The sequence below is a fragment of the Candidatus Symbiopectobacterium sp. 'North America' genome, assembly GCF_015762685.1.
In the GTDB taxonomy this organism is placed as follows: domain Bacteria; phylum Pseudomonadota; class Gammaproteobacteria; order Enterobacterales; family Enterobacteriaceae; genus Symbiopectobacterium.
In genome coordinates, this window is the sequence record NZ_PEHF01000040.1 from 12,317 (window position 1) to 32,624 (window position 20,308).

Annotated in this window: 16 protein-coding genes and 4 pseudogenes; 7 read left to right on the top strand and 13 right to left on the bottom strand. The window is 52.6% G+C overall.

Features of this window, described 5'->3' with window-relative positions; genetic code table 11:
• Window positions 1-29: 29 nt before the first annotated feature.
• The 3 genes and pseudogenes from rplY to CS369_RS08880 all read right to left on the bottom strand — a co-directional run bounded on the left by rplY (window position 30) and on the right by CS369_RS08880 (window position 2,496).
• Window positions 30-314, bottom strand: a complete 285-nt coding sequence (rplY, locus tag CS369_RS08870) for a 50S ribosomal protein L25 (RefSeq protein WP_196906794.1) — start codon at window positions 312-314, stop codon at window positions 30-32.
• Window positions 315-486: 172 nt separating this feature from the next.
• Window positions 487-2,253: pseudogene (locus tag CS369_RS08875) on the bottom strand (DEAD/DEAH box helicase).
• Between the two features lie 3 nt (window positions 2,254-2,256).
• The gene (locus CS369_RS08880; protein WP_196906795.1) at window positions 2,257-2,496 is read right to left on the bottom strand and encodes a YecH family metal-binding protein; all 240 of its coding nucleotides are present in this window, start codon (window positions 2,494-2,496) and stop codon (window positions 2,257-2,259) included.
• Window positions 2,497-2,722: 226 nt separating this feature from the next.
• Here CS369_RS08880 and rsuA point away from each other — a divergent pair, with 226 nt between their 5' ends.
• The 3 genes and pseudogenes from rsuA to CS369_RS08895 all read left to right on the top strand — a co-directional run bounded on the left by rsuA (window position 2,723) and on the right by CS369_RS08895 (window position 5,533).
• Window positions 2,723-3,424, top strand: a complete 702-nt coding sequence (gene rsuA, locus CS369_RS08885; protein WP_196906796.1) for a 16S rRNA pseudouridine(516) synthase RsuA — start codon at window positions 2,723-2,725, stop codon at window positions 3,422-3,424.
• A gap of 251 nt (window positions 3,425-3,675) precedes the next feature.
• Window positions 3,676-4,714, top strand: a pseudogene (locus tag CS369_RS08890) (Bcr/CflA family multidrug efflux MFS transporter).
• A gap of 459 nt (window positions 4,715-5,173) precedes the next feature.
• Window positions 5,174-5,533, top strand: a complete 360-nt coding sequence (locus CS369_RS08895; RefSeq protein WP_196906797.1) for a YejG family protein — start codon at window positions 5,174-5,176, stop codon at window positions 5,531-5,533.
• A 36-nt stretch (window positions 5,534-5,569) separates the two neighbouring features.
• On the opposite strand, the gene yejF is transcribed toward CS369_RS08895, so the two are convergent.
• From yejF to CS369_RS08940, 9 genes and pseudogenes are all read right to left on the bottom strand, one after another.
• Window positions 5,570-7,165 (bottom strand): microcin C ABC transporter ATP-binding protein YejF, encoded by a 1,596-nt coding sequence (gene yejF, locus CS369_RS08900; protein WP_196906798.1) that lies wholly within the window; start codon window positions 7,163-7,165, stop codon window positions 5,570-5,572.
• 1 nt (window position 7,166) lies between these two features.
• On the bottom strand, window positions 7,167-8,192 hold the full coding sequence (locus CS369_RS08905; protein WP_196906799.1) for an ABC transporter permease: 1,026 nt from the start codon (window positions 8,190-8,192) through the stop codon (window positions 7,167-7,169).
• Window positions 8,189-9,283, bottom strand: a complete 1,095-nt coding sequence (locus tag CS369_RS08910) for a microcin C ABC transporter permease YejB (RefSeq protein WP_196906869.1) — start codon at window positions 9,281-9,283, stop codon at window positions 8,189-8,191. The genes CS369_RS08905 and CS369_RS08910 overlap by 4 nt, the downstream gene beginning before the upstream one ends.
• 9 nt (window positions 9,284-9,292) lie before the next feature.
• Window positions 9,293-11,101: an extracellular solute-binding protein gene (locus tag CS369_RS08915; RefSeq protein ID WP_196906800.1), complete on the bottom strand. Its 1,809-nt coding sequence runs from the start codon at window positions 11,099-11,101 to the stop codon at window positions 9,293-9,295.
• A gap of 344 nt (window positions 11,102-11,445) precedes the next feature.
• Window positions 11,446-12,021, bottom strand: coding sequence for a bifunctional murein DD-endopeptidase/murein LD-carboxypeptidase (gene mepS, locus CS369_RS08920; RefSeq protein ID WP_196906801.1), 576 nt, complete (start codon window positions 12,019-12,021; stop codon window positions 11,446-11,448).
• Window positions 12,022-12,438: 417 nt separating this feature from the next.
• Window positions 12,439-13,140, bottom strand: a complete 702-nt coding sequence (locus CS369_RS08925; protein ID WP_196906802.1) for a phosphatase PAP2 family protein — start codon at window positions 13,138-13,140, stop codon at window positions 12,439-12,441.
• 42 nt (window positions 13,141-13,182) lie between these two features.
• Window positions 13,183-14,164 (bottom strand): annotated as a pseudogene (locus tag CS369_RS08930) (GTP-binding protein).
• Between the two features lie 71 nt (window positions 14,165-14,235).
• Entirely contained in the window at window positions 14,236-14,808 is a 573-nt protein-coding gene (gene yeiP, locus CS369_RS08935) for an elongation factor P-like protein YeiP (RefSeq protein ID WP_196906803.1), read from the bottom strand.
• A 131-nt stretch (window positions 14,809-14,939) separates the two neighbouring features.
• The gene (locus CS369_RS08940; RefSeq protein ID WP_196906804.1) at window positions 14,940-16,190 is read right to left on the bottom strand and encodes an aromatic amino acid transporter; all 1,251 of its coding nucleotides are present in this window, start codon (window positions 16,188-16,190) and stop codon (window positions 14,940-14,942) included.
• A gap of 211 nt (window positions 16,191-16,401) precedes the next feature.
• Here CS369_RS08940 and CS369_RS08945 point away from each other — a divergent pair, with 211 nt between their 5' ends.
• Entirely contained in the window at window positions 16,402-16,656 is a 255-nt protein-coding gene (locus CS369_RS08945) for a YkgJ family cysteine cluster protein (RefSeq protein ID WP_196906805.1), read from the top strand.
• A gap of 19 nt (window positions 16,657-16,675) precedes the next feature.
• On the opposite strand, the pseudogene CS369_RS08950 reads toward CS369_RS08945, so the two are convergent.
• Window positions 16,676-17,819: pseudogene (locus tag CS369_RS08950) on the bottom strand (sugar efflux transporter).
• Window positions 17,820-17,904: 85 nt separating this feature from the next.
• On the opposite strand from CS369_RS08950, the gene CS369_RS08955 reads away from it, so the two are divergent.
• The 3 genes from CS369_RS08955 (at window position 17,905) to fruK (ending at window position 20,308) form a co-directional block, all read left to right on the top strand.
• Complete coding sequence (locus CS369_RS08955; RefSeq protein ID WP_196906806.1) at window positions 17,905-18,060, top strand: hypothetical protein; 156 nt, start codon at window positions 17,905-17,907, stop codon at window positions 18,058-18,060.
• Between the two features lie 179 nt (window positions 18,061-18,239).
• Window positions 18,240-19,370: a fused PTS fructose transporter subunit IIA/HPr protein gene (fruB, locus tag CS369_RS08960; protein WP_196906807.1), complete on the top strand. Its 1,131-nt coding sequence runs from the start codon at window positions 18,240-18,242 to the stop codon at window positions 19,368-19,370.
• Window positions 19,367-20,308, top strand: coding sequence for a 1-phosphofructokinase (gene fruK, locus CS369_RS08965; RefSeq protein ID WP_196906808.1), 942 nt, complete (start codon window positions 19,367-19,369; stop codon window positions 20,306-20,308). Before fruB ends, fruK begins: the two co-directional genes overlap by 4 nt.

The window sequence follows — 20,308 nt, forward strand, 5'->3', positions numbered from 1 at the left end:
CGCGGCGTCCCACGGGTTTCCCCAAACGATTAAGCGCGAACGAAGTCGATGTGAGTCAGTTTCGGCTTGTAAGCGTGACGATGAACAGCCTGAACTTTCACTTTTTCTTCTTTACCATCGACAACCAGGGTCAGAACTTCGCCGTAAAAACCTTCTTTAGCTTCCAGGTTTTTAAAGCTGTCGTGATCCAGGGCGATAGATACCGGCGCTTCCGCACCACCGTAGATGATGGCTGGGAATTTGCTGGCTTCGCGCAGGCGGCGGCTCGCACCCTTACCCTGCTCTTTACGTACTTCTGCGTTAATAGTGATCATGATTTTCTCTATTTTAGAAAATACACCTGTTACAGGCGACCCAGCAACAGGTTAGGTTATTCGCAATGGAATGTGTTATTCACAATGGAACAGATTTGCTTTTGCATGACAAAAGCGGGCTGTATTCTAACGGAATATCTGTGTGGCGGCAAATGAAACCGTGTTACGCCAGCTAGCGTAATTCATTGGCGCGCCGAAAACGGCCTTCATAATCAAACAGTTTCTCCCTAACTTGCCAAAAGCCTTGCCGCTGTTTGCCTTGGCGTCGCGCTACGACAAAGTCCGGCGCACGCAGGGCGGCCTGTTGGCGCAAGATATCCTGTGCGGATTGCCACGTCAGCACTAGCCCCGGTGCGCGTTGGTGTACCCGTAAAAACTACTGAGTAAATACGCGGCGCTGGGCAGGCGTATGCAGGCGAAAACGTTCGCTGACGTCTGCGCCGTCTTCATCAATATAGGTGATCTTTAGCCATTCACCTTTCTCATCCTGTCCGGCCGTCATCTGCATGCCGCTACAGCGCAGCACCAGGGCATCTTTCAACTTGAGTGCGGCTTTTAGCATGTCGTCAGGATCGACCATAATGTGATTGCATTGGTGGCAACGACGCGCGGCAATGTCGTTTTCGGCACCACATTCCGGGCATACTTTAAAGCGGAAACGGTAATCGCACTGCGTGCGAACACCATTGTCGTCTTCTTCATAGCCCTGGCAGCGGCGACCATAGTGTTCGACGATATCACCCTCCGCCGTGGTTTTTCCCCAAAACAGGTTGGCAAAACCACACTGCGGGCAAAGCACCTGTACCGGCTGGCTACCGCTGTGCGGTTTATGGCTGCCTACTTCCGGCATATACAAATCATGGGGATTCCCGGCGTAATCCAGAATCAGACAATCCGTTTTTCCCGGCGACAGGTGCAGGCCACGTCCGACGATCTGCTGATACAGGCTGACGGATTCCGTCGGATGCAGAATGGCGATAACGTCCACATGCGGTGCATCAAAGCCCGTCGTCAATACCGCCACTTTGACCAGATAGTGCAACTGTTGTTGCTTAAAGGCAGCGATCAGCGCATCGAGTTCTGCGGCAGGGGTTTCCCCGCTGATAAAGGCGGCTTTTTCTGAAGGCAACAGACTGTGGATTTCCCGGGCGTGCTCCACGGTCGCCGCAAAGATCATCACGCCTTTACGTTCGGTGCCGTAGCTGACTATCTGATTGACAATCTGGGGCGTCACGAGCTGCTGCCGTCGTAATTCACGGTTGAATTCCGCATCGCTGAACAGGCCGTGGGGCTGCACGCTCAAACGGCTAAAATCATACTGCACCACTGGCATATCCAGGCGCTGCGGCGGTACCAGAAAGCCGTGTTTGATCATGTAACGCAGCGGTAGTTCATAGATACAGTCGCGAAACAGGCATTGTTCATCACCGCGAATCATGCCGTGGTAGTGATACTGATAAATCTAGCCTTTGCTCAGGCGGTAAGGCGTTGCGGTAAGGCCGAGCAGGCGTAGTGTGGGGTTTTGTGCGCGCAGGTGCGTAATGATTTGCTGATATTGGCTGTCATCGTCATCGCTGATGCGGTGACATTCATCGATGATCAGTAGCGAGAACTGGCTAAAGGCGGGCAGATTACGCGCCACGGATTGTACGCTGCCAAACACCACTTTGCCTTCGCTGCGGCGCTGGTTAAGTCCGGCAGCAAAAATGTCGGCATCCAATCCCCAGGCGCAATATTTAGCGTGATTCTGTTCAACCAGCTCTTTGACATGCGCCAGCACCAACACGCGCCCTCGCGCTAACCGCGCCAGTTCGGCAATCACCAGACTTTTTCCTGCGCCGGTGGGCAGTACGATCAGCGCAGGGTGTTGCTGTTGCCGAAAATAGGCCAGCGTGGCGGAAACCACCTCCTGTTGATAGGGGCGTAAGGTGAACGCCATTGCCTAGTGTTGGCAGATCTTGCTGGCCGCCGTGTTAAACCCAGTGTCATGTGGGATAAACTTGCCTTTGTTTGCCAGAAAATCCACCAGCATGGCCGCGCTCATGTCGGCCGCGGAGCAGGTGTGAAAGCGTGCGTCGGTACCGAAACGCGCCTCAATGCCGGCAATCAGCCCCTCTGTGGTGTAGGATTCGGCAGAATCCAGTATCATATGCAGTACTTCATGACCGTGAATAGATGACATCGCGTGCTCCTGTAATAACCCTGAAAATAAAAGATGTATTTATTCTATATTTTTATGCGCCAGGGCGAACTCTCGCCAGCGGTTAATGAAAAGCAATCGCACATTTTGTGCGTATCCATTATCACCGGAGGGGGAAAACGTCGGACATTCTAGGAGCAATCGTCATCACTCGCTATATTACGACATGATTTTCCTTCCTTAACACAGACAGGCACTTGATTTTCTCATGCGATTGGACAAATTTTTATCCCAGCAACTCGGGATCAGCCGTGCATTGGTAGCACGGGAGCTGCGTGCGCAGCGCGTTACCGTTGATGGTGAGGTGGTTAAAAGCGGCGCATTCAAATTGGCACCTGAACATCAGGTTGAGTTCGATGGCAACGCGCTGGTGCAGCAGAATGGCCCGCGCTACTTCATGCTTAACAAGCTGCAGGGGTACGTGTGTTCAACGGAAGATCCGGATCACCCGACCATCCTCTATTTTATCGATGAGCCGGTTGCACACAAACTGCATGCTGCGGGCCGATTGTATATTGATACCACTGGGCTGGTATTGCTGACCGACGATGGACAATGGTCGCACCGCATCACGTCGCCCAAGCATCACTGTGAAAAAAACTATCTGGTCACGCTCGAACTACCGCTGGCAGAGGATACGCCACACCAGTTTGAACTGGGGGTGCAACTGCACGGCGAAAAATCGCTGACCAAACCCGCGCAACTGGAAAAGCTTGATGACCATCAGATCCGGTTAACCATCGGGGAAGGGCGCTACCACCAGGTCAAACGGATGTTTGCCGCCGTGGGAAATCGCGTGGTTGAGTTACACCGTGAGCGCATTGGTGCCATTGCGCTGGATGACGCGTTTGAGCCGGGAGAGTATCGCGCACTGACGGAAGAAGAAGTGGCCAGCGTTTTGCCGCGTTGAGCCGATTTGCGCCATACTGCATGCAGTATGCGTTATGAGCTTGTCATTCACCTGATGTAAACACGATGCGCCGTTGAGCCGGCCATCAAGCCTATTTCAACCGTCACCGTGGTGGAGGCCTGCCGCTGCGGTGAATTTTTTTGTTTTGCGGGCAACACTCTGGGAGACATGCAGTGGGGAAAGCGCCATCACATAGTGGCTTGATTTTTATTCTTGGCTTGTTGTCGATGCTGACACCGTTTGCCATCGATATGTACCTGCCGGCGCTGCCGGTGATTGCCAAAGAGTTCGGCGTGGAGCTGGGCCAGGTGCAGATGACGTTAAGCGCCTACATCATGGGGTTTGCTATCGGTCAGTTATTTTACGGCCCGATGGCGGACAGCCTGGGACGTAAACCCGTGATACTGTGGGGAACGCTGGTCTTTATGTTGGCTGGTGTGGCCTGCGCGCTGGTGCAAACCAATTGAACAGCTTACCGTGCTGCGGATGCTGCACGGCTTGTCTGCGGCTGCGGTGGTGATTAATGCGCTGATGCGTGACACCTTCGCCAAAGATGAATTTTCGCGCATGATGTCATTTGTGATGTTGGTCATGACTGTCGCACCGCTGTTAGGCGGCGTGTTGCTGCTGTGGTTTAGCTGGCATGCGATTTTCTGGAGGCTGGCTGGGCTGTCACTGATTGCCTCGGTGCTGGTGATGCGCTTTGTCAAAGAGTCGTTGCCGGTAGAAAAACGCCAGCCGTTCCATTTTCGTACCACCGCCGGGAATTTCGCCTCGCTGTTTCGCCACAAAAAAGTCTTTAGCTACATGGTGGCAAGCGGGTTTTCGTTTTCTGGTATGTTTTCTTTTTTAAGCGCTGGCCCCTTTGTCTATATCGACCTCTACGGTGTGTCTCCGCAGCATTTCGGCTATTACTTTGCCCTGAACGTGGTCTTTCTGTTCCTGACCACCTACACCAATAGTCGTGTGGTGCGCCGCTTGGGCGCGAACCAGATGTTTCGCATCGGGCTACTGATACAGTTCGCTGTCGGTATTGCGTTGGTGGCTATCTATGTCGGTTGTATTGCGATGGTGATGTCAAATGCCATGGCCGTGATACTGGATGATTTTCCGCATATGGCGGGCACTGCGTCCTCGCTGGCTGGCACGCTACGCTTTGGCATGGGCGCACTGGTCGGAAGCCTGCTGTCACTGGTGAGTTTTACCAGCGCCTGGCCGATGATCGTCTCCATGTCACTCTGTTCCATTGCAGCCTTCCTGCTTTACGGTTACGCAGCCCGCTCTCGCTGATTTCGTCCCCTTTTTCCGTTTGCCGCAGTGATGCGGGAAACGGAATCCTCTCGTTGCTGACCTTCAACGTCGGGCTCCGTTATTTTGATCTTCCCTTTTTGTTCACGGTCAAGTGTTATCGATCTCACATTGTCTTTTTTTGGAATGTTGTTCTATAAATGTAAAATGTATGATTTAAAAGTGAACAATGTAAATAAAAGGGGTTGAGATATTGCATGGAAAGCGTTAAATATAGGGCAACCTATAAAAATCTTAAAATGTGATCAACGTGGCATTAATCAGTATTGCAATCATTTCCATTCGTTAAGAAGTGTGACTTATGACTATTGCAACGCGGATTTTTGTAGAAATGCTCATTCAGCAGTGCCGCCATATCTGGACACTGAGAGTAAACGTTCTTTCTTTGACGCCAATGTCATTGCGTTTGTTTACCATCATCATACCTGAGGGAAAGTAATAGTGGACACTCTCCAACTTTCGGTAGTGCATCGTTTGCCGCAATGTTATCGTTGGCTATCGGGCTTCGCTGGTATCAAGGTGGAACCGATTCCGCTGAGCGGTATTCCCCTGCGGGGACGAGATGAGGACAACAACCTGATTGGCTTTAAATTATTAAGTCACGACGGCGAAATGGCCTGGGTTATTTTACGTCAGTTGAACCAGTCCCTGGCTGAAATTCAGATTGATTGTGCCGTGTTGGAATGGGAAGGGGAACCCTGTCTGTTTTTACACCGTGATGATGAAAGCACAGCATTGTGTCGTCTTAAAAATGTGGGCGTCGCCATCGCGGAACCCCTGAGCGCGCTCTATCCGTTTTAAACGCCATGCCTCTGCCATGACATGGCGTGTATGTCTCTACAGGGTAGCCATGCGCAGCAGTTCTTGTGTATAGGTGTTCTGAGGCGCGGAAAAAACCTGTTCACAACGCCCTTGTTCTACCACTTCGCCTCGACGCAGCACGATAACTTGATGGCACAGCGCACGCACCACCTGTAGGTCATGGCTAATGAACAGATAAGCCAGCTGGCGTTTTTGCTGCAAGGTTTTCAATAATGTCAGAATCTGCGCCTGTACGGTTCTGTCCAGTGACGAGGTGGGTTCGTCAAGAATCAGCAGTGCGGGTTCTAGCACTAGCGCTCTGGCGATAGCAATACGCTGCCGCTGACCACCGGAGAATTCCGACGGGTAGCGGTGACGAAATTCGGGATTAAGGCCGACTTCACGCATCACCTCAATAACCCGCTGTTCTCGATCAGAGGCACTCATCTTCTGGTGCACTTCCAGCCCTTCTTCGATAATTTGCAGCGCGGTGCGCCGTGGATTCAACGACGAATTGTGGTCCTGAAACACCACCTGGATCTGGCTACGCAGTGGTAACATTTGGCGGCGATTAAATTGGTGCAGCGGTTGTTCATCAAACACAATGTTACCGCGTGAGGCGATGAGCCGTAATAATGCCAGTCCTGTCGTGCTTTTTCCTGAACCGGATTCCCCCACCAGTCCCAGGCTTTCGCCACGACGTAAGGTGAAGTTCAATCCATTGACGACGGTTTTTTCTGCCACTGTGCGCCGCAACAGCCCACGCTTGATGGGGAATGAAATCGAGAGCTTTTCTACGCGTAGCAGCGTCGGCGTATCATTCGGCAGAGGCAGCGCAGAACCGGAGGGTTCGGCATCCAGCAGCTGTCGGGTGTAGCTGTGCTGCGGTGCGGCGAAGAGGTCGCGGCAACGATTTTGTTCTACGCAGCGCCCACCCTGCATCACGGCAACCTTGTCCGCCAGTTGCTTGACGATATTCAGGTTATGCGTGATGAACAGCAGGCTCATACCCAACTCTTGCTTAAGTTCACGCAATAAGGTGAGAATTTGTGCCTGCACAGTGACATCCAGCGCGGTAGTTGGCTCATCAGCAATCAGCAAATCTGGTTGCATCAGCAGGGCCATCGCGATCATTACCCGCTGGCGTTCACCGCCCGACAGTTGATGAGGAAAGTCTTTCAGGCGCGTCTGTGCCTGCCGTATGCCAACGCGATCCAAACAGGTAAGCACTTCACTGCGCGCAACGTCTCGCGTCATTGCGCGGTGCAACGTCACCACTTCCATCAATTGTTTTTCAATGCTGTGCAGCGGGTTCAGTGACACCATCGGTTCCTGAAAGATCATGGCGATACGGTTGCCGCGCAGTTCGCCTAACCGTGTTTCTGGCGCATGCAGCAGCGATTCGCCGTCAAACAGGATATCCCCTTGAGGATAGATAACCGGCGGAGATGGCAGCAGGCGCAGTACCGACAGCGCAGTGACGCTCTTGCCCGAGCCGGATTCACCCACCAGCGCCAGCGTTTCACCGCGCTCGACGTTGAAGGATACCGAATCCACCACCTGATGCACCTGTTCACCTTGGCGAAACGCGATGCTGAGATCCTGAATCTGTAACAGTGGAGTTGGGTTCATATCAATGTGCCTTGCTGGGATCAAAAGCGTCGCGCACCGCTTCGCCAATAAAAATCAGTAACGACAACAGGGTTGCCAACACCAAAAATACGGTAATGCCGAGCCAGGGAGCCTGAAGATTATTCTTCCCTTCCAGCAGCAGTGCCCCCAGTGACGGCGAGCCGGCTGGAAGCCCAAAGCCCAGAAAATCGAGCGATGTCAGGGTAGTGATTGAGCTGCACAAAATAAACGGCAGAAACGTTAACGTCGCGACCATGGCGTTAGGCAGCATACTGCGCATCATGATCACTCGATTGCTTACCCCCATGGCCTGCGCCGCGCGAATGTAGTCGAAATTACGGGTTCGCAGGAATTCGGCGCGTACCACGCTCACCAAGCTCATCCAGCCAAACAGGATAGTGATGCCCAGCAGCCACCAGAAATCAGGTTGGATAACACTGGACAGCAAGATAATCAGGAACAGGGTCGGCATGCCCGACCAGACTTCGATAAAGCGCTGCCCCCACAAATCGAGCCTGCCACCGTAGTAACCCTGCGTTGCACCGACCACAATGCCAATCAGGCTGGAGAACAGGGTCAGTGAAAGCCCAAACAACAGGGAAATGCGAAAGCCGTACAGCACTTGTGCTACCACATCTTTCCCCTGACTGTCAGTGCCGAGCCAATTCAGTCCGGAGGGCGGGGAGGGGAATGACTGGGTGGTGGCATAGTTAATGGTATCGTAGCGATACCGGATCGGCGGCCAGATACTCCAGCCGTGTTGCGCGATACGCGTTGCCACGTAGGGATCGCGAAAATCCGTGGTGGTGGCAAACTGGCCACCGAAGGTGGTTTCAGGGTAATTCACCAGCAACGGCGTATAGAAACGGTTGTCATAGCGCACCAGCAGCGGTTTGTCATTGGCCAGCAGTTCGGCGAACAGGCTGAGGGTAAACAACACCAGAAAGATCCACAGTGACCAGTAGCCACGGCGATTGGCGCGGAAACGGGCCCAGCGTGCCAGATTTATTGGGCTGATTCGGCTCATTGGCGTCCCTCAAAATCAATACGCGGATCGACCAGTGTATAGGTCATATCGCTGACAATATTCAGCAGCAGACCAATTAACGTGAAGATATAGAGCGTACCAAACATCACCGGGTAGTCGCGTTGCAGTGTGGCATCATAACCCAACAGACCCAGCCCGTTGAGTGAGAACATCACTTCAATCAGCAGCGAACCGGTGAAAAACATGCTGATAAAGGTAGCCGGGAACCCGGCAATCACCAGCAGCATGGCGTTGCGGAAGACATGGCGGTACAGAATGCTGTTTTCGTCCAGCCCTTTGGCACGTGCGGTGACCACATATTGCTTGCGAATCTCGTCCATAAACGAGTTTTTGGTCAGCATGGTCAGCGTTGCAAAGCCGCCAATCACCGTTGCCAGTACGGGCAACGTGATGTGCCACAGGTAATCGGTGATTTTACTGTACCAGGGCAGGGTGTCGAAATTACTCGATACTAGCCCGCGCAGCGGGAACCAGTCCAGATAGCTGCCGCCGGCAAACAGCACAATCAGTAAGATGGCAAACAAGAATGCCGGGATAGCATAGCCGACAATAATCAGGGTGCTGCTCCAGGTATCAAACGGTGTACCGTTCTTGACCGCCTTTTTGATGCCAAGTGGGATTGAGACCAGATAAATGATCAGCGTGCTCCATAATCCCAGTGTGATAGAAACCGGCATACTCTGCTTGATAAGCTCCATCACCGAGGAGCTGCGAAACAGGCTATCGCCAAAATCCAGTCGGGCATAGTTCCACAGCAGCGTGAAATAGCGCTCGTGAATCGGCTTATCAAACCCGTAGCGTTTGGTGATTTCCGCAATCACCTCTGGGTCCAACCCGCGAGCGCCACGGTAGGCATTTTCCACGGTCAGTGTACCACCGCCGCTACGCGCCATCGCACCATCCATGCTGCCACCGGCACCAAACCCGCTGCCTTGACCCATTTCGATGGCGGCAATGGCCTGATCAACCGGGCCACCTGGGGCTATCTGCACAATAAAAAAGTTAATGGTAATAATGGCCCACAGCGTGGGGATCACCAGCAAAAGTCGGCGTAGTAAATAGGTTCCCACCATGGCTCCTTAACGGCGTTCGGGCGGCAATGACTGCGCCCGCAGTACATCGTACCACCAGCTATCCAACCCTAACGTATAGGCCGGTCGGGTTGCTGGCATGGCGAATTTATCCCAGTAAGCGTAGCGATCGTGATTGGAGTACCACATGGGGATTATGAATTGATTCCAGGTCACTACCCGGTCCAGCGCGCGGCCAAGGGACAGTAATTCCGCCTTATTGCCCTGATGCGCATCGATTTGCTCAATAAGCGCGTCAATGGCTGGATCGCTCACGCCCGCCGTGTTATAGGTTGAATCGAGGTATTTCGTATGCCAGCCAAATTTGAGGTTGCCATCCGGGTAAATTCTTGCCGGGTAAAGGCGGGCGAGCATATCAAAATCGCGGGCGCGCAGACGATTGGTGAACTGCCCGCTGTCAATCAGGCGCAGCTTCATATCGATGCCCAAACGTTTGAGATTTTGCTGGAACGGCAGTACGTACTGCACGTTGGCAGCGCTGGGGAGCAATAATTCGAAGGTAAACGGTTGTCCGGTTTTGCGGTTGACCAACTTCTGGTTTTTCAATTCCCAGCCCGCGTCCTTAAGCAACTGCAAGGCTTGTTGCCAATGGGCGCGATCGTAGCCGCTGCCATCACTTTCTGGCGGTTGAAAGCTGGGGCCAAACACTTCAGGCGGTATTTTGTCCCTGAGCGGCTCCAGCCATTTCAATTCCTCTGGACTGGGAGTACCTTGCGCGTCATATTCTGTGTTTTGGAACAGGCTGTTAACGCGCTGATAGGCGTTGTAATAGAACGCCTTGTTCATCCAGTTAAAATCAAAATTAAGCCCAATGGCTTGTCGGATGCGGCGATCCTGAAACAGCGGACGCTCAATATTGAACACCAGCCAGCGGGTATCCTGTGCCGCTTGATTCGCCCGATCGCGCTTGACGATATAACCCCGAGAGAAGTTACCGCCCTGATACTGCGTTGCCCAGTGCTTGGGTGATCCTTCGACACGCAGATCGAAAGCGCCCGCTTTAAACGCTTCCAGCGCGACACTGTCATCCAGATAGTAGTCGTAACGGATTTGGTCGAAATTATTCAAACCGCGATTCACCGGCAGATCGGCGCCCCAATAGTCTTGTACCCGTTTGTAGGTCACATATTGGCCGGTGCGGTAGGAGGTGATGCGGTAAGGGCCACTGGCCGGTGGGGGATAGGACAACGGATCGGCAAGACTATGATTTTTCCAGAAACTTTCAGGCATAACGGGCAATGTCAGCAGCCCCAGCAGCCGTTCTTTATCCGGCTCAGGCATTTCCAGCCGCACGGTGCGCGGCCTGATAGCGGTCACCGTGACGCCTTTGTACACCACGCGGAACTGTGGAACCCCTTGTGTCATAAACATATTGAAGGTGAAGGCTACATCACAGGCTAAAATCGGTGAGCCATCCTGAAACGTGGCTTTTGGGTTCAGTTCCACTTCCATCCAACGAAAATCGTCAGCATGGCGCGCATGCAGTGCAATCAGCGGGTAAAAGCTACCCGGCTCATCATCGGATGAGGTAAACAGCGTATCGTACAGGCGTTCGGTACGCTCAGCCGCCACGCCGCGTAACGCGAAACGGTTGAAGTTATCATAAGTTCCCAAAGCGCTGAGCGTGATGCTCCCCCCTTTGGGCGCGTCAGGGTTGACGTAACCAAAATGCGTGAATCCCTCGGGATATTTAGGCTCTCCCAACAAGGCGAACGAGGTGTTCTGTTGGACGGTGTCGGCAAAGGCTCCCCAACAAAGAGAACCGAGCAAAGCCAGGGTGGCCACACGTTTTAGCATTGCGCTGTGTTTCTCCTGCAAAGCCGTGCAATTATCTTGCATCAGACCAAAGTTGCGGTGATTTTCATTTGCATCATTTGAATATAGGTCAAACCGATGTCGCCGCCTATGGGTAATAGGTCAGTCTGTCCCTTTTTACCATGAAAATTACGCGTAACCTACTTTATATCAGAGAGTTGAACAACTTTTCATCAAGCGTGACGTTCAGCCTGGAGGTTGGAGGTTGGAGTATGTCGCATCATGACAAAAAAAACGCCGCTGGTTAAGCGGCGCTCTATTTTCGTTTCGTTTTGCACATGAAGGGAAATGTGACTAACTGGTCATATTATTAACTGATATTGTCCTTAGCTGGTGGCGCCTTTGCTGAAAATGCGGCGACCTTCCTGATAACGTTTATTCCAATAGGCATCGTCCATGCTGGAAATCATCACACCCGCACGGGTGGAGGCATGAACAAACTGGTTATTACCAATGTAGATGCCAACGTTACGACCGGTGGAACCAGCGCGGAACAGCACCAAATTGCCGGGGCGAAGTTTGCCGCGCTGCACCTGAATGCCCGATTCCTGCTGTTCATAGGTTGAACACGGTAGTTTCATGCCAAATTGTTCACGGAAGGTACGTTGAACAAAGGCAGAACAATCAATACCTTTGCGGATGTCACCGCCTAAACGATAACGTACACCTTTCCAACTGGCATATTGATCCATCAGTTTGGATTTGATGTCCAGGTTACGCACCATGGCTTCAAATTCGTCCTGAGAGGCCTGCAATAAAAGACTATCTTTATCATTTATTGCAGAACGATCAATTTGTGCTTGATGAGATCCTGTATTTGTACAGGCAGATAGCGCAAGTGCCATCTCCAACGCGGGAATTGCCCGCCAGATATATCTCAGGCTCGGTTGAGATTTGACCATTATCGTTATGTTCCCTTGATTTCCTTAACGACCACCATCGTCATGTATGCAACTACGCCATATATAAACGCCGAAACGAAAGTCAGACTAAAACAGAGTTTTACCTGGACCAACCACTTGAGGATGAAACTGTGTGGAATCGCACATAATTTCTTCCATTCCGAGGATAACCGCGTTCGGTAAAACTCAAACTTTACCGAGACTACCTGAACGCTCCGGCGATTGCGAGCCTTTTTATGGAAATTCTTTATAAGAATTAATGATGTAATAAATCGTAAATTTACCGATAAGATTTATCCTAAAAAATGCGGTAACCATAACGCAAACAGATGACATCCAGATGGCAGCCCGGCATCCAGGCGCTTGAGGCCAGAATGCCGGTGTAGTTGGGGGGCAGTGCGTTAAAGAGGGGGGCTTTTAGCGACGGTAACGCGCTGGTAATGAACGATGCAAAAAATTAATCATTGCGTCGCTGGCCGGCGAGATCAGCCACCAGCTTAGTGCCACCAAAACCACAGACAGGGAACCCACCGCAATGTCGGTAAACCAGTGGGCACCAATCATGACACGCGGTGTGGCAAAAACAACCACGATGACCAATGAGATCAAAAATGAACGGCGCGAAAAATAGCGCAGCATAAAAGCGGTGTAAATCATCAGCATCATGCCATGGTCGCCAGGGAAGCTGTCGCGGGAGGCATCTTTAGTCGGCCAGCCGGTCAGTTCGCCAACCCGATTGATATCAGTAAAGTAATAGGTTGGGCTGGCGTGCTGTACTGGCAGTAAGTGGCCCAACTGATTCAGCACCACGGCGGTAATCAGCATGACCACGCCCACAATCAGTAAACGCTGGCGTTCAGTGCTATCTCCGCGCCGATAATGGTAAAGATAAAGCAGCCCCATCGCCAGCAGCGCACAGGCATCGAAAGCGCGGTTGTTGGTGATGGCGACCGTATACAGCAGCAACGGACTGGTTGCCAGATGCTGGTTAAAGTAGAAGAAGATGGCGCTTTCGAGGGTAAACCAGAATCCGTGATTAGCAGGAAGATACCAGGAAAAGAACAGCGCCACACCTGCTGCATTGAGCAGTAGAATGGCGAAAAGCTGACGTTGTGGCATGCAATAAACTAAAAATATTAAGAAAAAAATTTAATCCTATTCCTATAAACTTAAATGAAAAATCAACAGCTGGCTTTGGAACAGATTCCACGGTGCCGATGCGGTGTGAATTAACTCAATCCGGCTGTCTAGGCGGGGGAAGCAGTTTGGTTTCAATATGCAGGTCCAATCCCTGCCGATTGATAATCAATGTCCCTTCGGGAATGCGCATCACACCTTTAATGCGGTCGACCGGCGTCAACCGAACCCAATCCAACAGTGCGGCCGTGGAAAACTGCGTTTCTGGGGAGAAAATCCAGCCACAGGCAAAGTAACCTTGCCCTTCATTGAGTGCGCGACGCCAGGCTTCGCCGCCGGGCAGGCGCAATGCGGCCAATCCGCGTTCTGAAGCATGGGAATGATGATGCGCACCATCAGGAAGTTCGCGCGTATTGCGGCGTGGCTCATCAAGCAGTGACACATCGATTTCACCCTGTGCGGCGCTCACGATAGAGCGATCGCCAGCTTCGGCCTGCTGCCAACGCTGTAGCGCGGCGATGTCGTCTGCGCTGTAGGTATCCTGCTTGTTGGCAACGATAATGTCCGCCGCGGCTAACTGATCGCGGAAGTTTTCGTTTTCACTATAACGTGCGTCCTGTAACTGCCGCGCATCCAACAGGCAAAGAGAGGCCTGCAAACTGAGCCAGGGTTGATAACTTTCAGCAGTGAGCAGCGAAAGAATCTGCTTTGGGTGTCCCAAGCCGGTCGGTTCGATCAGTAAGCGGTGCGGTTTCTTTTGTTGCAACAGCATATTCAGGCCAATCTGCATCGGCAGACCGTTCACGCAGCACATACAACCGCCGGGGATCTCTTTCAATACCGCGCCGCTGTCAGACAACAGCGCACCGTCGATGCCAATTTCACCAAATTCATTGACCAGTACCGTCCACACTTCATCTTCGGGTTTTTGTGTCAGCAGGTGGCGAATGGTAGTGGTTTTGCCGCTGCCAAGAAAGCCAGTGATCAGGTTTACTTTGGTCAACACATCAGACTCCGGAAATACGTGTGAACGGGGAGGCAAGAGGCGCGCCAGCCAATGACCGGCGCGAGAGAGACTTAGTCGGCGCGGCCCATATAGCGACGCTCGGCGCTATGAATACGAATGTTTTCACCTGCGCTCAGGTATTCTGGCACCTGAATCACCAGACCGGTGCTCATGGTCGCCGGTTTGTTGCGGGCGCTGGCTGAAGCCCCTTTGATGCCTGGTGCGGTCTCTACAATTTCCAAATCTACCGTTTGCGGCAGTTCCAGCGCCAGGATTTGTCCATCCCAGGTCAGTACCTGAATGCCCGGCATCCCGCCTTCCGGTATAAACAGCAGTTCATTTTCAATTTGCTCTTTTTTGAAGATATACGACGTGTAATCTTCATCATCCATAAAGACGTACTCATCACCGTCCACATAGGAAAAAGTGACAAAACGGCGCGTCAGCGTGATGGTATCGAGAATGTCGTCACCCTTGAAACGTTCTTCAACCTTCAGGCCGGTACGTACATCGGAGAAGCGCATTTTGTACAACGTGCTGGCACCGCGAGCTCTGGGGCTTTGGATGTCGACATCCTTTACCAACAGCAGCTTGCTACCGTAATTGATCACCATGCCACGTTTGATTTCGTTCGCTCTTGCCATGAAAAAAACCTGTTATAAAGAAAAAGACATTTTTGTGGCGACACGTTACTCGCGCCGCTGAATTCAGGCAAGCGGCATTTTATCATCCGCCCGCGCATTCATCGCTGTCGTTCTATTTTATAGCAGGGCGGTCAGGCGTACACCGGCAGAGCGCCCAATAGCGTAAGCAGGTGCGCCACGATGTTAATGACACCAAACGCCAGAACGATAACCACCAGCCACATTCCACCCGGCGCGCGATAGGTCGTGCTACCAGGAGCAAAGCGCTTGCGGGCGGCCACCACCATACAGGCGGGAATGATCACTGCCCACAGCGTCGCCGCCAGTCCTGCCAAACCGATGGCATGCAGAAAACCATCCGGATACAGCAAGGCGGCAAGCGTTGGCGGAATAAAGGTAATGCTGGCTGCCTGTGTACGGCCTCGTGGTGTATCTGCCAGTGAAAAAGAGTCGTGAATATAATCAAACAGTCCCAAAGATACGCTGAGGAACGAACTGGCCAGTGCTATATAAGAAAAAGCGTTCAGCAAGGGGATCAGATAAGCACTTTGCGCAGCGTTGCCCATGTGCTGAAGCAAATTGCCGATGTTGCCGCTGTCGGCGACCACGGCTTTAAATCCTTCACGTGGAATGTTGCCCTGAATCACATACTGCCACAGCAAATAGATCGCCAGCGAAAGTAAGGTGCCGTAGAGCAGGCTGCGCGCCACCGTGCGCCCCTCTTTGTGATAATACTTCACCAAACCGGGTACATTGCCATGGTAGCCAAAAGAGGCCAACAGGTAGGGTAGCGCTGCCAGTGCATAGGGAAAGTAGGGCGCATCCGCGGGCGCGCTCATCAGCAGACGAGGATGGTTGACCTGAGTGAGCAGATCGTTCACTGATAGCACAAAAGTAATCACCATACCGCCAATCAGAAGCGTACTTAGCCGATCCACGGCGCGCGTGGAGAGCCAGACAATAAAGGCGACCAGTAGAGAGAATATTAACCCTGATGTAGCGTGCCCTATGGGAAAAACGTCTGCCAGCGTGTGCGTGATGATTGAACCACCCGCTGAGATATAGGCATAGGTCAGAATATAAAGTACAAAGGCCACGGACAGACCGTTCAGGGTATTCCAGTGTTTCCCGAGCAGATCTTTCACCATGGTATGGAAGCTGGCACCGGCGGGGTAGTGCAGGTTGGTTTCCAGGATCATCAGTCCGGAGGCAAACATGCAAAACCAAGTGGCAACCAGCAACAGCACGGAGCCACTAAACCAGACACCGGCGGTAACAATAGGAATGGAAAACATGCCTGCACCTACGGCAGTGCCAGCAATGATCATGGCTCCGCCAAAGGCAGAGCGCGAACGAGAAAGCGGGAAAACGTCGGCTGACATTGCAACTCCAAAGTAAAGTTATTGTACTAGTTTAATGATACGAAAAACTTATGGTTAAGTAAATCGTCGATCTGCCAATAAAACGTGAAATAGCCAACGCTTATGACGATAAAGGCGGAGGTGGTGGTGAATTTCTCTGCATTTCGCTGGTGTTATTGGACAAATTTGCTAGGCTGGAGAAGCCATTAAACCCGCCTTGCGAGTAAACAGGATGGAATGTCGTTCAGGCTGTGGGGCCTGCTGTATCGCCCCGTCAATCTCCAGTCCGCTGCCGGGAATGCCGGAGGGGAAGCCCGCCAACGTACGCTGCCTGCACCTTGATGCCGCGATGCGCTGTGGCTTGTTTGGATCGCCGTTGCGACCTGCGGTGTGCGCGACGCTGCAACCGCAGGTGGAGATGTGTATGACAAACCGTGATGATGCGCTGACTTATCTTTTACGGCTTGAGGCAGAAACGGCTCCCTGATAGGGGCCGTGTCGTTTGTTTATGCATCCTTGATTTTCCACATACAGTAACCCGCTCCCACGCTCATCAGCAGGGAAATAAAGAAGACGGCGTGATAACCCCAAAATTGTGCCACGATGCCGGCCAACGATCCGGAAATGATCCAACCCACGCGCGTGGTGTTGGTAAATAGCGTGGTGGCAGTGCCCGCTTGTCCTGGCATTAAATCCTGAAAATAGAGCATGCCAATACCTGCCAAAATACCGATAAAAATGGCGTTCAGCAGCTGTAATCCCAACAGCAACCATTCTGCGCTGAACAGTACCAGCCCGACATAAAAAAGCAGTCCTGCACCGACGGTAATACGCATCAAAATGCGCTTACCAACGCGTTTTGCCACATAGCCCGCAATCAACATAACAGGAATTTCCAGCCCGGCCGCCGTGCCCATAATGATCCCGGCCAGCTTCTCAGACAGCCCCAGTGCGTTGACCAGATATAAAGGTATGGTAATCAGGTAAACCCCTTTACAGGTCCACATAGCGGTGCAGGCAAAATTCTGACGCGGTGATGTCAACGTCGTGTCTGTTTGCAAGGCCGATTTCGGCATCGAGGGGAGCAGAAAGGTCACACAGCAAAAATACCACTGCTGCGGTGAGGTACATCACTGGGAAGCCAAAACCCAGCGCCAGGGCAAAAGCCACCGGCGGGCCGATCACCCAGGACAGGGAGATCTGGGCACGCATCACTGAGCTAAACATCGCAGCTTCGCGCCCGGTGCGATCGGCGTGCTCGCGCGCTAGCGCGAACAGCTGTGGGTTAGCGGTCGAACCAAAGCTTGAGAGAATGACGCCGACAATCAGCAAGATAAAGTAATTACGGTTCCAGGCATACAGCATGCATCCCAGAGCACCCAGTATGCAACAGTGCAGAATCAGTCGTTTACGGTCACCTTGCTTGTCGGAGCGCGTGGCCAGCATTTGGCTCACGACAATGCCGATAACAGCACTGCCCGTGTAGTAGAGCCCCACCATCAGCGGGTTTACTTTCACCTCGGTCGAAAGGAACAGGCTCAACGTCGGCAATTGCAATGCCCCGGCAATACCGGTCAGGAACGCAATAACCAGGAACGCAGATGAGGTCAGATCGGGCTGACGCCGCAATACGGAATTCAATATAGACATAATTAACAATCTAGGGCAGTGCGTTTGTGAGTCAGAAAACGTATGGAAGATACGCGCGTGCAAAAAACGTGCAAGATGAGAGTCGGTGCCGTTTGAGTCAGAAAATGCAAAGCGTGATACCACGGCGCGCATATTTTACGCCAGCTTTGCGTTTTATGAAAAGATGCTTCATCTTTTTTGCTTCAGCAAGCCTTCAGCTGGTGCGGCTTTCTACTATGAATTCAGCATGCTCAATGGCTAAAATGTGCGTGATGTCAAAAATCCACCACATGAAATACGTGGAATGTTTGCATAAAAGCAACATTAGGCCCAGACTCAGTGAAACGTTTCGGTCATCCTTTTTTTGCATTGCTTGCCATTCGTGGCCTTAGATCTTCATTTGTTTGCTGAAACGATTCAACAAAAGCGGAGATGAGCGTCATGTTCCAGTTATCACAGCAAGATATTCATATGGGTGCGGCTGCCAGCGATAAGCAGGACGCTATCCAGCTAGTGGCGGCGGCACTGGCTGCTGCCAGGTGTGTCAGCCCGGCGTATGTCGATGGCATGTTGCAGCGTGAACTGCAAACGTCGACCTATTTAGGTAATGGTATTGCTATCCCACACGGCACAACTGATACGCGCGATCTGGTGCTGAAAACCGGTGTTCAGGTGTTTCAATTTCCGCAGGGGATTGCCTGGGGAGAGGATACCGCCTATGTGGTGCTGGGCATCGCAGCCCACGCGGATGAACATCTGGCGTTATTGCGTCAGCTAACCCACGTTCTGACCGACGAAAACGTTGCAGCGCGTATGGCTAAAACAGCGTCAGCAGAAGAGTTGCTCAGTTTGCTGATGGGTGAGCAGCAGGGCGCGGATTTCCGTTTTGATACCTCGTTGATTACGTTGGACGTTGCCACGGACAGCCTGCTGACGTTACAGGCGCTGAATGCGGGCCGTTTGCAGCAGATCGGTGCCGTCGATGCCGAGTTTGTCAGCGCGGTCGTCAGCCAGAAGCCACTTTATCTGGGACAAGGGGTGTGGTTGAGCGATAACGCACAGGGCAATCTGGCGAGTGCTGTCACTGTAAGCCGTCCTGTCACCGCTTTCACTGCCTATGATGAGCGGGTGGCGCTGCTGATTACGGTTGCCGCCGCGGATGAGCAAGCGTTAGCCCCTATCGATTATTTAAGCAACCTGCTGATCGCACAGAAAGCTGAACGCTTGCTGAATGCTGATGCCGCCACGCTGCTGGCATTGCTGACCAGTGACGTACCGGAAGAAAACGATGTGCTGACCGCAGATTACACCATCCGTAATGAGCACGGGTTGCACGCACGTCCGGGGACCATGCTGGTGAATGTTATCAAGCAGTTCACCAGCGAGATCACTGTGACCAACCTTGATGGTACCGGTAAGCCGGCCAACGGGCGCAGCCTGATGAAGGTGGTGGCGCTGGGCGTTAAAAAGGGCCATAAGCTGCGTTTCACCGCAGCGGGCAGCGATGCTGAACAGGCATTGGCGGCGATTGGCGAAGCGATTAATTCTGGATTAGGAGAGGGAGCAGCATGAGCAGGCGAGTTGCCACCATTACCCTGAATCCCGCGTATGACCTGGTGGGATATTGCCCCGAAATTGAACGGGGTGAAGTCAACCTGGTACAAACGGCGGGTCTTCACGCCGCAGGCAAAGGTATTAATGTTGCCAAAGTGCTGAAAGACCTCGGGATTGACGTCACGGTGGGTGGATTTCTGGGCAAAGACAATCAGGACGGCTTTCAGCAATTGTTCAGCGAACTAGGCATTGCCAACCGTTTTCAGGTTGTTCCCGGTCGCACGCGTATCAACGTCAAGCTGACGGAAAAGGCCGGTGAAGTGACCGATCTCAATTTCTCTGGGTTCGATGTCACACAGCAAGACTGGCAGCGCTTCGTCAATGACTCGCTCAGTTGGTTAGGACAGTTTGATATGGTTGCTGTCAGTGGTAGCTTGCCCGCAGGCGTCGATCCGGATGCGTTTACCGATTGGATGTCACGTCTGCGTACCCAATGTCCTTGCATCATTTTCGACAGCAGCCGTGAGGCGCTGGTTGCCGGACTGAAAGCTGCACCCTGGTTGGTGAAACCCAACCGTCGTGAGCTGGAAATCTGGGCTGGCCGCAAGTTGCCTACGCTGGAAGATGTGGTAGACGCTGCCCATGCGCTGCGTGAGCAAGGTATCGCTCATGTGGTGATCTCGTTGGGGGCGGAAGGTGCTCTGTGGGTTAATGCCTCGGGTGCCTGGTTGGCCAAACCACCGGCTTGCGATGTTGTCAGCACCGTAGGTGCCGGTGATTCCATGGTCGGCGGATTGATTTATGGCCTGTTAATGCGTGAATCGAGTGAACACACCTTACGACTGGCAACCGTAGTGGCTGCGCTGGCCGTAAGCCAAAGCAATGTTGGCATTACCGATAGATCTCAGTTGGCCGCGATGATGGCGCGTGTCGACCTGAAACCATTCAATCACTAA